The sequence below is a fragment of the Liquorilactobacillus capillatus DSM 19910 genome (assembly GCF_001434915.1).
Taxonomy (GTDB): Bacteria; Bacillota; Bacilli; order Lactobacillales; family Lactobacillaceae; genus Liquorilactobacillus; species Liquorilactobacillus capillatus.
Window position 1 is genome coordinate 13665 of the sequence record NZ_AZEF01000013.1, and the last position, 15635, is coordinate 29299.

Genomic DNA, 15635 nt, shown 5'->3' on the forward strand with positions numbered 1-15635 from the left:
AAGGAGGAGGGATAATTTGAAAATAAAGGCTGTCGGATATGTACGTGTATCGACCCAAAGACAAGCCGCGCAGGGTTTTTCCCTGTTGTCTCAAAGCCAAAGGATAGCAGGGACTGCACAAGAGCGTGGCTGGAGTTTGAAGATGTTTCAGGATGAAGGCGTGAGTGGACATCACATATCTAATCGTCAGGGGATACAGAGCCTGATTAGAGAAATAAAGTGTATTAATCAAATTGATTATCTAATTGTCACTAAACTTGATCGCTTAAGTCGTAATGCAAAAGAGCTTCTACAATTGATGGAGCTCTTTCAAAAGAATGGGGTAGAATTAATTAGTCTGACTGAACAGTTAGACGACTTTACAACACCTGTGGGGATGGTACAAGCACAAATTTATGGAGCCGTTGCAGAATTTGAAAGATCAATTATCCAGGAAAATGTACAATTGGCTCTAGCTCATAAGTTTCAGCAGGGACGGATAATTTCATCTCAGTTGCCGTATGGATATTTTTTTGATAGACAACACAAGGTTCAAATTGAAGTAACGACTTCGGTGATTGTTAAGTTTCTTTACGAAACATATCTAGAGGGTAAGGGGTACCGTAAATTATCGACGTTGGTAAAAGAAAGGTTTAACAGGGATCTTCAACCAGTGAGGATAAAACAAATTTTGATGAATCAACACTACATTGGGATAGCTAAAACGAATTACGGGAAGCGTCAGGATATTTATCCGCCTATCATAGAAAAGCAAATTTTTGCTGAGGTACAGTCATTAATGGTAAAGAAAAGAAAATTCTGTCAAAAAAGAAAAACCAGAAAAAAGCCGCAATTACTGCAAGGAAAATTAATATGCCCCTTATGTAAGCATCATATGTCAGATAACCGAGTATGCTCAAACGGTAAAACTTACAGCTATTACTATTGCAGTGTGGGCACAAACTATTCACGACAAGATAGGGCGTACCATTCCTATAGGCTTAGAAGTACTGATGTTGAACGGAAAGTCACGGAAACAATTCACGATATTTTTAAAAGTGAAATTTTTCAAAAATATTTCATTAAAGCTGTGGTACGACATTTTTCCACCAATAAAAAAATAAAGGGGGATGGGAAGCACTCCATCAACCATAAACAAATCTTTAGACAGTTTGAAAACGGTGATTTAACCGTAGAACAATTAAGGGAACGGCTGGTACTTGTCAGTGATAGAAGTACATCTAAGAACGGACAACGTAAAATGAAATTAAGTTTGTGGTTAGAGATGTTTTCAAGGCTAGAACGAGATGGGTTCATCGATCTAATTGTAAATAGTGTAATCATTGATCAAAGAAAAAATATTAAGTCTATTTTATTGGTCAAGGGCAAGTTTGACCTTATACGATTAAAAAAGGAGTTGTTATAATTTGGCTGAAATAAAAGTAAAAAAGACAGTTGGATATGTCAGAGTGTCTACTAGAGATCAGGCAATAGAAGGTTACTCGTTAGATGCGCAACGACAAAAGATAAGTGAATTCTGCCAGCAAGATGATATGGAGCTAGTAAAAATCTATGCTGATGAAGGGATTTCTGGAAGTAGTGTCGAAAAAAGGCCTGGAATTCAAAGACTTCTTGCTGATGCTCAAAACAAGAAATTTGATATGGTTGTTGTCTGGAAGAATAGCCGAATTGCACGTAATACGAAGGATCTGCTTGAAATGGTCGATATTTTTCAGAGAAACGGAATAGGTTTTACTTCTGTCTCAGAAAAAATAGATCTTGACTCAGCACAAGGAAGATTTATGTTTACAATCATGGGCACGGTTAGTGAACTTGAAAGAAATAATATTGCCGAGAATGTTTACCTTGGGACATACAAGAGAGCACAGGAAGGATATGCAACTGTTGGTCGTGTGTTAGGGTATAAACCTGGGCTTGATAAATCGGGAAAGAAAATTTTAAACATCGAACCCCGAGAAGCAAAAATTATTCGTCTGATTTTCAATTTGTTCGATCGGGGGAAGGGATTTAGAGCAATTGCTAATGAGTTAAATCAGTGCGGATATCAGACAAAAAATAGAAATGCATTCTCAACAATAGCGGTAAAAAATATTATTGATAATCCATTGTATGTCGGGAAAGTACGCTATGCTAAGTACCGTAATTGGGATAAAAAAAGGCGCAATGGCTTAAATAAAAAAATGGTATTGGTGCAGGGAAAACATGAGCCTATAATTTCCCAAGAACTTTGGGATCGAGTTGAAGCGAGGCGGAAAAGTACAGCAAAGATTCCTGCGTGGGATCATCAAGGAACGAACATCTTAACAGGATTATTAAGGTGCCCAGAATGTGGTGGAGTGATGGCAGCAAGTAATACGACCAATACTTTGAAAGATGGAACTAAAAAACGTATTCGTTATTACAGTTGTGCAAATTTTCGTAATAAGGGTAGCAAAGTTTGTCACGCTAATTCAATTCGTGCAGAAGAAGCCGAAACACTAGTGATGAAAAAATTATTATACGTTGTAACCGAGCCGAACATTGCGCAGATCATTGCGAGAAAAATGGACAAGGAAAAAAGCGCTAATATTCAACAGCTGCGGGAAACTATTTCTAACAAAAAGACTATTATTGCAGAATTAGAGGAGAAAATTAGCAAATATGAGGACCTCAGTAAAGAGGATGCTATCCTTGCACAAAGTATTACGCCTAGAAAATTAGCTTTAGTCAATGAAGTTTCTAAGTTACAACTACAAATAGACCAGTGTTCGAAGAAAATATTGGTGTATGGAAAAGGGCCAACAAATATATCGATAAAAAGAGTTGTAAGATTAATCAAAGAGATTATTTCGAACAAGGAGCGTAAATACCTCAAAAAAATGTTTGCATTGTTTATTGATAACATTCAATTTAACCGCAAAGAAAAATTAGTTTGGGTAGAAATGCTCTTCAATAAGGAAATCATACAGCAGATTAAGAAGCATCAACAAGAAAGAGCAGGTTCTCTGAAAGGAGCACCTGCTCTTTCTTTGCAATCTAGTGAAGAAATAATAATAAAAGTATAAAAAATGGTAAACGTATATTTTTATGATTAATTACAGGTAGGGTTACCAAACTGCAATTTATTGTACACGATTATATGTAGATGTATTAGTTGTCTTAAAAAATCGGGAAAACGGGTCTAGTCTTTCTAGACACTTGAGAACAGCCAATACATTTGTCCGATCAATAGATAATTAAGGAATGTTGAACGGGTGTTATTGGGAATTTTAAGGAAAAGTTCCAGCTCAAGATGTAATAAATGGTACTTCACATATATATTATTAAATTGGATGCAGGCTAATTTACATAGCGGGCATTTATTTGAATAGAAGGAGAAGTGTAAGGAAGATGCAAGGCAACGTTACTTCTAAAGTGAAGTAGCGAAAGGATTACGCAATGACTAAAATTTAAAGGGAGGTTAATTTGTGTTTAAAGATGTATGAAGGGAGGAACGGTTATGAAAGAGCCAATTGATATTGAGTCTCTACAATCTTTTTATAAGGGGCTCAGTGAAATAATTGGAATTGATGCAATGCTGGCAGTTTACGAACACTATCGCGGATCACAATTGACAATCCCAACGCACTTGTATGATAGAAAACGAGCTGCGATACAGGTCTTAAAAAAATACGATGGAAGTAATTCCCAGTTTTTAGCACGAAAGTATGGTTATTCACAGAAGTGGGTTATGAAAACGGTTCATCAGGCAGATAAAGAAAAAAAGGGGGATAAATAATGAATTTTGCAGAACTATTTGGTTTTAATGATCGAGTATTGCAAGACACAGTGATGGTAAGGGAGATTAATGGCAAAACAATTAAGAAGCAGGTTAAAGGATCGTTTAACTGGCTAGGAGGAATTTTTACAATCTTTTATGCAGTGTTTAGCCAGAAATATAAGACTACAGGTTTTGTTGCCAAAATTGCTATTCCATTCGTAATTGCGTTGGTAGTCAATATTATCGTTTCAAGTGCGATGGGGTCAGTAATATCATTGATCCTTAATTTAGCTGAGCTAGCTTGGTTTGGTTCAATGTATGATACATGGTTCAAAAATCAATTGCTTGCTAATGGTTATACGGAAGAAGGTACAACAGAAAATGAACATTAATACTAAAAAAACAATAGCTAATTTAGATATAATTGGGTCAATCATTATGATAGTATCTTTGTTCGTCGGTAATTTTTATGCTGGGGATCCAGGTGGAGGGTTAGTTTACAGTTTGTCTTATCCAGGTTACAAGCTGATTTTTAACAGTGATTACATGTTGGGAACTTTATTTATCATTGTCCCAGCCTTGATTTTAGTTGTGGATCGTATAAAATCACTGCAGCAATATGAAAGTTTGCTTAAATTTGGTTTACCAATTGTGAGTTTAATCTTTTTGTTTGTGTTGAAAGGACAGTTAGGTGATACTGGGAACTTTGGTGGTTCATCATCATTTGCCTTAGGAGCTTGGTTATTTTTACTCGGTAATGTACTGGTTCTTGTAAGTGGAGCGGCTCGCTTTTTCCACATAGATCTTGAACAAAAGATCACTGACATCACAAAACAGAGTAGAAGCAAAAAATAATTTTAAGTTTATAGAATATGGGGGTAACAAATGTACTATGAAATTAGTGAAGATGACCTAAGAAAAATTGAAGACTTGTTACGGTCAAAAATTAAAACAGACTGTTACCAAACAAAATTTGAACATGCGGATTTTAAATTGCCAGAGTTCCCGGATAAGGAATTTCTTAAAGGTGTCCAAAACAAAGAATTACAGAAGGAAATTCAGAAAATAGCAGCAAATAACTCACGCATAGTTGTTTTTAAGGCTATTAATCCTAACGAAAAGAATCGTGTATTCTGTTTTACGTTTACCCAGAATAGAGCAAATCAAAAATGGGAGTTTTCAACTAGAATTATTAAGGGAAATCTTACTAAAGCAACAGATCAGTTGGAAACAGTAGCTTTTCTCATTGGGATTTTTAATTGGCCAATTTTAGCCTTGGCTTCCGGGCTGAAAATTGTAACGGTTGGACCAAGCTTTTTCAAAATGATGAGTTATAAAGCAGAAGTACAGAAGTATTTAAGGGACAAAACACAAGCGTAAGCTAAAAGACTTGGATTAACAAACCAAGTCTTTTTTTGTGTATTAAATCAGAAAAGGTGAAAACTCATTAGTAAATACAAGAACAAGAGGGTTTCTATTGTCAGCATTAAGCTGATTAAAAAAGGAAGTTTTTTATATGAAAAGCGCAAATGTACGACATCCCAGGCGGCTTATGGCCTATTTTCATCATTTATCGAGGATAAAGCCAGTGAGCAGTTAGTGGTAGGCGGCACTTAATGCCAAAGGAGAACCAGTTAATATTTCAATAGTTCATATTGTAACGATTTTGAGTTCAAGGGCTATATCACATGATGTAGTTAGAAATGCAATTTTGTCCAATGCTCCCAGTATTATTGTTGCTCATAATCATCCAAGTGGAGATATTACACCCTCTAAAGCAGATATTAGTTTCACACAAGAGCTTTATAAGGTTTGTGAGTTATTACAAATTAAGCTATTAGAGCACCTTATCATAGGTTTTGGTGGAAGTTATCTTTCAATGAAATCAAAAGACATTTTTGGGGCAGCAAGCAATGAATGAGATGGGTATTTTTTATACTCAAAAAGTTAAAGAAACAGTACCTAGAGAATTACAGGCGGTTTGTTGGCAACTGCTCAATAAAAGACGACGTAATAGTCAAGTGCTTGCTTTAGTTCAAAGATTTGAATTTACAATTCAGAGCCAGCAGCTGTTTTTAAAGTATGAAGATAAAAATTACAGTAAAGTATTTGAAATCAAAAATTATAAGCATTTGTTTGAAGGAACGCTATGGGTGATTGTTCAGTCTGACAGGGCAACGATGATTTTCCCAGAGGAAATCAATGAGGAGAAGAGCGAAGATGAAATTCTATAAACATCAAGCGGAAATGATAATTGTTCAACAGTTAAGTTCTTTGTTGAATCGCAAAGTAAAAAATGAAGAACTTGTACCTGAAACATATTTTTTACACAAGGATGAAATGATTCAAGTACCAACAATTGATGAAAAGCCATTGCCGCAAAAGGTAATGGCTTATTTTTATGGTTGTGAAAGTTATATTGGTTTTTTGATAACCGACTTGCAACAGCAGAAATTGCTAGCATGGGGGATTTTGGATAGCAATAATCAACTAGTTAGGGGGAGGGGAGGTCAAAATGAGTAAGTGGATTGAAGTAGCGCTACGAGTAATTATCTCAGCCGCTGCGACAGTTATTAAAGAAATGAAAGGCAAATAATAATGGCAGAAAATGAAGTGCAGAAACATCTAAAAAGAAACTAAGTTTGCGAATACAAAAATAAGCTTTACTAATCTTTTATAAGTAAAGCTTATTTTTTTTAATTCTAGCATTTACGTTTACATTTTAAAGACAAAAGTTAGTGACTGGCAGGAATTGGGACAAGCGGTTGGTTATTTAATAAAGTACTGGGTAAACAACATTTTTTTGGTGGGCAATGACTGTGACCAAGATCATCAGAGGTATAAACTAAGTTGATAACTAGATGTAGGTGGCCCCGTATTTCTTGAATGATGGTCATGGTATTTTGACCCAGTAGATAATTAGTAAAGATTAAAGACAGTGTATTCAGTAAACTGTCTTTTTGGGGGTGATTTTAGGTAAAATAATTATTAAAAGGATAACAGGATATGCGCTATAATAAAATAAACATGGATTCAGTGGTAAGCTGATAGAATATGGTAATTAGTTGGAAGGATGGATTCTGTCATGAATAAAGAGGATGTTTTACGCCTTATTAATAGAAGGCTTTCACTGTGGGCACAACAAATTGAAATGTTTAGTGCAGCTAACATGCATGATGCAGCTATAGTTGCTGAGCCAATTATTGCACAATTATTGCAACAAGTTTTTAATTGGAATTTAGAAAATCTAAATGAACAGGTCCTGAATTTTCCCGGGGCTGATTTAATTGATTGCAAAAATCAGATTTTGGTTCAAGTTACTTCTACTCCATTAAATGCAAAAAAGGCGAAGAATACGTTCGAAAAGTTAAAAAAACAACCATCTTTTTCATCGTATCGTGTTTTAATTTTTTCCTTAATTGTGGTCACACCATCATGGGCAAAAAAAGTACATTCAATTAAAAATAGCGAAAATAAAATTATATCTAAATTCGATCCAAAAAATAATTATCTTGATTTTAAACTTCTTTATGCTGAACTTGTTTCTTCTAGTCAGTTCAAATTAGATAAGCTCGAGGATATTCTCGATGTTATTAATGAAGCTGTTAGTGAACTAGTTGCCGAGAGAAATCCATTGATCTTAGAGCAACTTATTAGTCGGCTCTCAAACGCTGATCTTAGTGTAAATCAAAGGTCAATACGCATACCCCCCCATGCATTTCATATTCAAGAAAAAATAAAATTCAACAAGTTAGAGACATTAACAGCATTTATTCTTAAGAATACAGATTCTGAATTATTTGACTCAATATATAAAAGTTTTTTAGAACAAGGGAAAAATGCGGATAAGACTATATTTTCATTACTTCAGGAAGGATACTTTTTTGACCAAGAAGTTATTGCAGCCCAAACTTCTGTACAAAAGTTTGGTAAACTGATTGGTTATCTCACCAAATATCTTAATACCAACGGTACAGGTTTTCGAGATGCTCTTGGTCATTCACTTGGACAGGATGAAATCGGTCGTTACATTGTAGAGATAGTAGTTGACGCTTTCAATAGATGTGAGGTTTTTGAAGAGCCACCACGCATACCTTTAGGAAAGGAGAATGTTCAACATGTTCAATAAAATTGATCCAAAATTAAGTCCATACTATGTTGGAGCATTTTCCTTGTCAATTATCCGACAATATTCTCAGTTGAGTTTTCAGGAATGGTTTGAGTTAGTTGAACAAAAAATAAGTTTTAAAATTGGTGAAAAATTATTTACTTTGTCTCTTGCTTGGCTGTATATTTTGGGACAGATTGACGAACAAGGGGGGCGGTATATTTATGTACATCATTAAAGAGCTTAAAATTAGCATTAATAACAAGGTTATTCGTGATGTGAATTTTATTAATGCGGCTAACCTGATTGTTGATGAAACCCCTATGCCAGATGGTGTTCCTACTAAGTCGGGTAATAATATAGGCAAGACTACTTTCTTACGTATTATTGATTTTATGCTTGGTGGTAATCGAAAAAAGTTGTTTACTAGACCCACTGACGTTTCGGAAGAGTATCTTACTAAAAATTTAGGAACTTTTAGTATGACTCTTCAAGATACCAAAACTAAAAACAGAGTTAATGTTGTACGTGGATTTAATTCTAAAGGCCATGTTTTTAGTCAAATTAATGGAAAGAATGTTTCTAACCAAACTGAATATTTGAACTATCTAGCGAATTTATTTTTTACTGATGAAATTACTTCTGATTCTTCACCATCTTATCGAGAGTTAATCGATCGAGTAGTCCGGTATAGCAGTAGAGCAGTGGAAAACACTTTTAAGTATTTACAAGGAACTCCAACTGGACGGCGTTATGAATCTATCTATCTTTATATGTTTCAAATAGATCCTGCGATTTCTACTGAGGATATTAAATCTTTAGAAGATACTAAAAGTACTTATAATCAGTTTCTAGATCAATTGACAACTAACGCTGATATTCATCAATTAGAAGCCGAAAAAGCTATACGCGAAACCGGCGTTCAAAAACTTGATCAACGTCGAAAGGATTTACTAGAAATTCCAAATTATCAAATAATCCTAGATGAAGTAATTGCTGATAAAAAGAAAATTACTAAGATTAATCAACAGCTTGCTGATGTCCGTATCAAACGAGACATCCTTAGAGAACAAAAAGAAAAATTAAATCTTGATGATAATATTGTTGATGATACTGAGCTACAGTCAATGTATGCTGATGCTAATGAGTTATTAGGTACTCTCCCAAAAGACTTCCGTGAAGTAGTTCAATTTGTTCGTACAATGAAGATGAATCGTTACAATTTTGCTAAGAAGAATCTGTCTGACGTGTTTTTAACGATAAAATATTTAGTAAATCGTCGTGATAAGATTTTAACTAAAATCTCTAAAAATGAACATATTTTATTACGTGGTGATGTTGGTGAAGTAACTGATATCCAAAAACTTATTAGCGAATATACCCTACAGGTGGATAAATTAGGCCGATTGACTGAGCAAATTAATCAAATAAAGCAAGCCCAAGATAAGCTAGACCAGTCGACTCAAAGGTTAGAAAGTAAAAGTTTACAATCATATACTGCTGAGCACCTTAATAAATTTAATAGTGTATTACATGAATTTAGTACAAGTTATTTAACACCTGTTTTTCAGTACCTATATGGTAATAACGAAAGTGCTTATATCTACGCTGAAGAAGGGAAAAGCGCTCAGGGTTCTCCTTTTTATAAACTTAAAATCTCTAATACATTAGAAGCAAATTCTTCTGGAAGTAAGCAAGCATTAACTATTGCTTTTGATATTGCTTACTTAGAATATGCTCGTTCTTCAGGAATTGCTACACCTGGGTTTGTCATTTCAGACCGAAAGGAATTGGTAGATAATCGACAATTAATACGTTTGATAGAATATGCTAATAAGAAGCGTATTCAAGTGATCTTTCCAATATTACAGGATAAGCTATCAGATGAAAATCTGAACAATACCAATGTCCTTATTCGCCTTAGCCAAGATGATAAACTCTATCGAATTGAATTATCAGGTAATAACTAGTTAATAATGACGTCTACCTTTTCCTTCTGGAGGCCTTGGATATTATTTTAATGTTTAGTATGATAGTATGTTTGTTTCTAAGTGTTAATTATTTAAAATGATGTCAGTACATTGATTGTACGGTATTTATTGCAGCATCAATGATAATTAGAATATTGTTTGAGTGGTAGTTACTGCAGATAAAATCATGTAATTAATAATTAAAAAAAGAAATATTAAGGAAAATATTTCCTTTTTATCGTGAGGCTGACCGCCTATACTGAAATAGTATGTGCATGAATGCGAGTGGCTAATTAAATACGCTTTCTTGCGTCAAAATGAATTTAACGCATACTATGCACCAAGTGATTATGGTATCAAAAATAACGAGATTTTATGCATTAATAAATCCAAGTCGTATGACGGTTTGATGAGTAGGAGGAACAAATTTGGAATACTCGATTTTTACGATACGCGTGGCAGAAATGTTATTAATGCCAATTGATTCTCAGATGTTAGCTGGGATATATGAAAAAGCACCGAAAAAGAAAATGGCTAGTGTTGCAAAAAAAATTCCTGATCGGATGCGAGAAAAAATTATTGGTAATCTCTTGGATCGTGGGAACGTTGCTTATACAGTTTCTCAGATTATAAATGGGAAGGTAGATCGATTCTATAAAATAAATAATTTTAATATCATAATAAAAGATATTTCTTATTCTGGACTTCAAGAGCTTATACAACATCATGATTCCAAAGCGGGAGCTATTTTACTTACGATGCTAAAGAATTATAAAAATAAGGCTATTGAAGTGTATATTGGTGATGCGGTAACCAACATTGAAGATTGGCATGAAGCATGGAAGGAAATTGATTGGTCTGTAAACAATAAACCATCGATATCTCAAGATAATTTAGTAGAGGATAAATTAAACAGTGAAATTATAAGATTGACCAAGGCCAACTCAAAATTAAAAGAGAAATTTAATCAAGCGAAAAAGCAACATAATAACGAAATAGAGCAGTTAACTAATAAATTTAAAAAGCAACTAACTGAACAAGCTGAATTTGCAATTAAAGAACGAAAACAAAAAATAGATGAAATAGAAAGAAAATATGGTGATGTTAGTGAAACGGCAGCTAGTAAGTATGAGGCAGAAGTTAATAGATTAAACAGTGAAATGGATAGACTTAAACGAAAACTATTTCAGAAATCTGAAATGGCAGATAAATACAGTTCAATGCTGAAGTTAGTCGGAACAGCGTATATTAAAAATTTAACATTGGTTGCCGGCGAAAAGCAATTAGAGAGTTCAAATGATGAATATATTTATATTGGTGTTTCAAATACGATGGATCAATTAATGGAATGGATAAAATTTATAAAACCAGAGCGACTTGTGTTGCTACAAGAGATTACTGCAAGATATGTATGGTTATCATTAATGGAGAGGATTCGTGAAGAAAAAATAACAACAGATGTTATTTTCTTAAGTCAGTATGAATTGATTAATGGGGGGACATATAATGTTGGCAACAATTAATGAAGGTAAGCAAGATTTCAAAATGGTTGGTTATCTTGCTAGTAGAGATGATCTGGATATAACAGCGAAGGGGAGTTTACGCGCAAGACTATATCCAAGTACAGATTGGCCGGAATCTATAGATATTACGAATATTCCGCATCAGATGAGTATGATCATTAATAATAATTATCATATTGGTTTCACTGATGATGAGTCTAGTTCTGACCCCGAACAACGCAAAGACATTGCATTCGATTATCTGAAGAATAAGTGGTTTGTTACCACCCCAAGCTTTAACTATAGTGATTCTGGAGATCGTTTATTTTTAAATGCGTTTGACGTAGAAGTACTACCGCAAAATCCAGGGACCGAGCCCAGTCAAGTTTGGTTTACACGCATTCCACAGTTTAGTGTAGTCGATGAATATAATAGGCCAAACAATCAATACGAATTTGAAGATGCGTTACTGAAGGGGAAGGTTCTTGGAAATGTTGTTCCGTGGCCGGCCGATGCCAGTGAAGCTCCTAGAAGTGTCATTTGGAAAAACAGTGATGTTGAAATGTCTTTTTATGTTGGTATTGAAAAACAAGAAAAGACCACTAGAGGCTTTGCATACTTTCCGAAAAACGGTGAAAAAATAAGACGTGTTGGAATTACTGTAGATGATACGGATTGGCTCAGTAATTTATTGACACTTCGAGGTAAAGATGTTATGTATGTTCCTCAAGATATTGTTCTGAGATATGAGAAGCGTGCATCTGAATTTCATCCTCAACGAGTTACTAATACTGAAACCAATATAACTGACAAACAATCCGAGAACATCACTATTAGTGAAGACAATGTGGAGGAAGCAAAAATTGGTAAGCAAGTAACTAAGTTGGACGATACTATAATGAAGTCAACGGTTAAGTCAGATTTAAATAATTCTAAGCAGTCAAGGTTTATTCAACGTTTTATTCAGCAAACAGATCGAATGGGTTTGCACTATAATGTGAAAGACTTGATTAATTTCCATACTGCGATGGAAAGCAATGGATTGGTGATTTTGTCCGGTTTGAGTGGTACAGGAAAATCAAAATTAGTAAGTGCCTATGCAACTACCTTAGGAATTGCTGATCAAAAAACTTTATCTGCTCGTTTGTGCTTTGTGCCAGTCCGGCCGTTTTGGGCAGATGATTCTGATTTACTAGGTTATGCTGATACGGTAAATAGTGTTTATCGTCCAGGGGACAGTAGACTTGTAGAAACATTATTAGCTGCAGATAAAGATCCCAATAACCTGTATATTGTTGTCTTTGATGAGATGAATTTAGCACGAGTTGAACACTATTTCTCGCAGTTTTTGTCGGTTCTTGAGCTTTCTTCTGATAGCAGGTATGTTCAGTTATATAATCCACAACTTAGCAATAGACTATATAACCAAGAAACATACCCGTCCCGTATAAAAGTTGGAAGTAATGTTCTTTTTGTGGGAACGGTGAATACAGATGAGTCAACTTTTCAATTTTCTGATAAGGTCCTTGATCGTTCTAACGTTATCTCTTTGCACATAGTACCGTTTAATCAGAATTTCAAGAATGCTCCCGCTTCGGAGAATGAAGATTCTATGGATACTATGAAAATGAGCACTGAAGATTATTTCAACTTAGTGGATAAAAATAACGCAAAACCGTTAACTTCTGAAGAAAAATCATTGCTTTGGGATATCCATAGTGCATTGAACTCAAAAGATCGGAACCTTGGTATTGGCTGGCGAATTGTACAGCAAATCGAAAGCTTTCTCATTTCTTTACCGGATATCGAAAACGGTGTATCACGCGGTGAAGCGTTTGATCTGCAGTTAGTTCAACGTGTATTGACTAAAGTTCGAGGTTCAGAGGAATTATTACGTGATCTAATTGAAAATGGGGATGATGGTATTTTAGTTAAAATTTTCGATAATAATAAAACGATTTCAAAGTTTACTGAATCACGTCAGATAGTCCAACAAAAAGCTCGGGAGTTGAAATTATATGGGTTTACAATGTAATTTAATAATTAAGTCTCAAGACTCACAAGGTAAAATTAAATTGAAGTTAAAACTATATGATGAAGACTGCTTGTTTGAATTATCAGAAGATCAGATTGAATCAGTTCCTGAGTATAGACCATTCGATATTTTGATTACATCTGGGGATTCTGAAAATGGGTTTTTTGAACTACCAGAACTTGAAGATTACGAAATTCAAAATCGTAGAGACTATTCGGAGTCAGATGATGTAAACAGCTATAGTTTTAATCAAAATTATTGTATTTATACGAACAGTTGGGAAGATAAAAAAAGTTCTGTTGATTTGCAAACTGTTCCTTTAACTCCTGGATATTACACAGTACGTGTTAAAGAGAATAATGGGCAAACTTTCTTTGCATACTGGTATATTTCTCCCAAAGAACTCACTACACCAGAGTGGCAGGTTATGCGTGATGATGTTGAAAGGATGGTCAAAGGATTAGCTCTAGATTATTCAAAAAAAATGCGAAGTAAGGTTAAAAGTATTGAAGGTGCACATACTATGAGTATTCTTGACGATGATACTGCATTTTTAGTTGAACAAGAAACACGGATTAGATATGCGATTGAAACGCTAAGAAATGAAGCAAAGTATCAAATTAGTAAAGCATACTCATGGGTATCAGCAGGGTTAAAGAATGAAATTGATCAACAGACGATTCGTAAAATTGGTGAACGTCCAGATAAACGTGGAATGTTATATACCCCACAAAGGTATTTGGAGTATGATGTAGCAGCAAATCAGTGGTTAAAATTATTCTTGACTCGCCTAGTTAAATTTTGTGGAAAGCAAATTGCTTATAACTGTCAAATAGAGATTGCAACTAAGGATGACTATAATGGACAGCATAAATATGAACAACAATGGACTAAAAGTGAACGAATACACTTTGAAAAAAATTTTATTAATAATCTTACTGAGCTGCAAAAGGCCACAACTATTTTAAAAAAATTACAAGAATATTTGCGCCTTGTACTTGAGGATGCTTTTCTTAAAAATGCATCTATGCCTAGTAACACTGCATTACCTAAGGCACTTATGCTAAACGCATCCTACAATGTTTTATACCGAATTTATATGGTCCTATTCCAACAAAAAAAGCAATTTACTTTGGCTAGGTCATATCGTCGGTATTGGAAGAAAACGGCTCAACTTTATGAAATTTGGACGTTTATTAATGTTATGAAATCATTAATCAGGCAAGACTTTGAACCGATAGGTGGATGGATTTATGACACTCATGGAAAAAACAAGGACTTGCCTTTTCTAACAGAAGGTACACAAGTAAGTTTTTCAAGTAGTGAATTATTTATTAATTTGACATATAACGAAACGATACCTTCTAATAGATGCCGAGTTAGTGCTTCTAGACCATTGATAACAGTATCTGATAGAAATAAGCCTGACATTAGAATTGATGTTTTTGATATAGAAAAGCGGTATTTGGGAAGCGTTTTGTTAGATGCTAAGTATATAAAACTTATCAGTATCCTAAAAAAAGTAAAATCGTTCGATAAAAACAAGGGGCTTAGGGATCAGTTTACATCATATGTGAATGACACGAGTTCTCCGTTTCATGATAATTATCCGTATATTGAAGATATGCGACCTGTTCGTGCTTTATTGGTTTTGTACCCAACCAATAATTCTGAAGATGTTGTTAAGGAGGAGAGTAGGTATACCGGCAAAAACGTTCGGTATATTCAGATGCGACCTGGTGAGGATTTTGTAGAATTAGATTCCATACTTTCTGAAAATATTAGCAAAATTCAGGATCGTTCAAATATATTTGAAATGTTTGATTTGCATAATTCGAAAAATTAGGACTAGTATATGTTTAAAAGAAAATATACAGCTTGATTAGCCTGATTAGCCAACGTATTTCTACTTGAAAATAAATAATGTAATTTAAAGTTTTTTTGCGATACTTTTGCGAAGAACGTATCTGAAGAATGCTCAAAACACGTTGTTGCTATGGAACAACTACAAGAGCGTTCAGCTCAGGTTGCCTTCGCCACTTATACAATAATCATGAGAAGGTAATCAGTCTGATCTTGAAGGGGCCAGAACTAATTGATGTGCGAACGATAGCTGTGAAATATGCTCAAAACAGCTAACATCACCTATTTAAGCGGCGAATTCTTAACTCAATGGCAACAATCCGGTTTCGTTGAGCCATTCAATGGTATGTTGAGCTCCAACGCCAATTAGGTTAATCTGAGGATAATTAACCGCGGGGATGAATGATACGGTAGTCCG

General features: G+C 34.5%; 15 protein-coding genes. All 15 read left to right on the forward strand.

Annotated features, from left to right (window positions below; all coding sequences use genetic code 11):
* The first annotated feature begins 16 nt into the window (after positions 1-16).
* The 15 genes from FC81_RS03100 (at position 17) to FC81_RS03170 (ending at position 15200) form a co-directional block, all read left to right on the forward strand.
* Positions 17-1405 carry a recombinase family protein gene (locus tag FC81_RS03100; protein WP_057742909.1) on the forward strand — a complete coding sequence of 463 codons (1389 nt, stop codon included), beginning with the start codon at positions 17-19 and terminating at the stop codon, positions 1403-1405.
* 1 nt (position 1406) lies between these two features.
* Positions 1407-3044: a recombinase family protein gene (locus FC81_RS03105; protein WP_057742910.1), complete on the forward strand. Its 1638-nt coding sequence runs from the start codon at positions 1407-1409 to the stop codon at positions 3042-3044.
* Between the two features lie 434 nt (positions 3045-3478).
* On the forward strand, positions 3479-3757 hold the full coding sequence (locus FC81_RS03110) for a Mor transcription activator family protein (RefSeq protein ID WP_057742912.1): 279 nt from the start codon (positions 3479-3481) through the stop codon (positions 3755-3757).
* Entirely contained in the window at positions 3757-4131 is a 375-nt protein-coding gene (locus tag FC81_RS03115; protein ID WP_057742914.1) for a hypothetical protein, read from the forward strand. Before FC81_RS03110 ends, FC81_RS03115 begins: the two co-directional genes overlap by 1 nt.
* Positions 4121-4594 carry a hypothetical protein gene (locus FC81_RS03120; RefSeq protein ID WP_057742916.1) on the forward strand — a complete coding sequence of 158 codons (474 nt, stop codon included), beginning with the start codon at positions 4121-4123 and terminating at the stop codon, positions 4592-4594. The genes FC81_RS03115 and FC81_RS03120 overlap by 11 nt, the downstream gene beginning before the upstream one ends.
* A 30-nt stretch (positions 4595-4624) precedes the next feature.
* Positions 4625-5119 carry a hypothetical protein gene (locus FC81_RS03125; RefSeq protein WP_057742918.1) on the forward strand — a complete coding sequence of 165 codons (495 nt, stop codon included), beginning with the start codon at positions 4625-4627 and terminating at the stop codon, positions 5117-5119.
* A 286-nt stretch (positions 5120-5405) separates the two neighbouring features.
* Positions 5406-5660 (forward strand): JAB domain-containing protein, encoded by a 255-nt coding sequence (locus FC81_RS11100; RefSeq protein WP_235804623.1) that lies wholly within the window; start codon positions 5406-5408, stop codon positions 5658-5660.
* Positions 5653-5973: a DUF960 family protein gene (locus FC81_RS03135; RefSeq protein WP_057742921.1), complete on the forward strand. Its 321-nt coding sequence runs from the start codon at positions 5653-5655 to the stop codon at positions 5971-5973. The genes FC81_RS11100 and FC81_RS03135 overlap by 8 nt, the downstream gene beginning before the upstream one ends.
* Positions 5960-6262, forward strand: coding sequence for a hypothetical protein (locus tag FC81_RS03140; RefSeq protein ID WP_057742923.1), 303 nt, complete (start codon positions 5960-5962; stop codon positions 6260-6262). Before FC81_RS03135 ends, FC81_RS03140 begins: the two co-directional genes overlap by 14 nt.
* Positions 6263-6824: 562 nt before the next feature.
* Complete coding sequence (locus FC81_RS03145) at positions 6825-7868, forward strand: SMEK domain-containing protein (protein ID WP_057742925.1); 1044 nt, start codon at positions 6825-6827, stop codon at positions 7866-7868.
* The gene (locus tag FC81_RS03150) at positions 7858-8085 is read left to right on the forward strand and encodes an ABC-three component system middle component 6 (RefSeq protein WP_057742927.1); all 228 of its coding nucleotides are present in this window, start codon (positions 7858-7860) and stop codon (positions 8083-8085) included. The genes FC81_RS03145 and FC81_RS03150 overlap by 11 nt, the downstream gene beginning before the upstream one ends.
* Positions 8072-9817, forward strand: coding sequence for a DUF2326 domain-containing protein (locus FC81_RS03155; protein WP_057742928.1), 1746 nt, complete (start codon positions 8072-8074; stop codon positions 9815-9817). Before FC81_RS03150 ends, FC81_RS03155 begins: the two co-directional genes overlap by 14 nt.
* Positions 9818-10245: 428 nt before the next feature.
* The gene (locus FC81_RS03160) at positions 10246-11340 is read left to right on the forward strand and encodes a hypothetical protein (RefSeq protein WP_057742930.1); all 1095 of its coding nucleotides are present in this window, start codon (positions 10246-10248) and stop codon (positions 11338-11340) included.
* Complete coding sequence (locus tag FC81_RS11105) at positions 11324-13354, forward strand: McrB family protein (RefSeq protein WP_235804624.1); 2031 nt, start codon at positions 11324-11326, stop codon at positions 13352-13354. Before FC81_RS03160 ends, FC81_RS11105 begins: the two co-directional genes overlap by 17 nt.
* Positions 13338-15200 (forward strand): nuclease domain-containing protein, encoded by a 1863-nt coding sequence (locus tag FC81_RS03170; RefSeq protein ID WP_057742932.1) that lies wholly within the window; start codon positions 13338-13340, stop codon positions 15198-15200. Before FC81_RS11105 ends, FC81_RS03170 begins: the two co-directional genes overlap by 17 nt.
* The last annotated feature ends 435 nt before the right edge of the window (positions 15201-15635 follow it).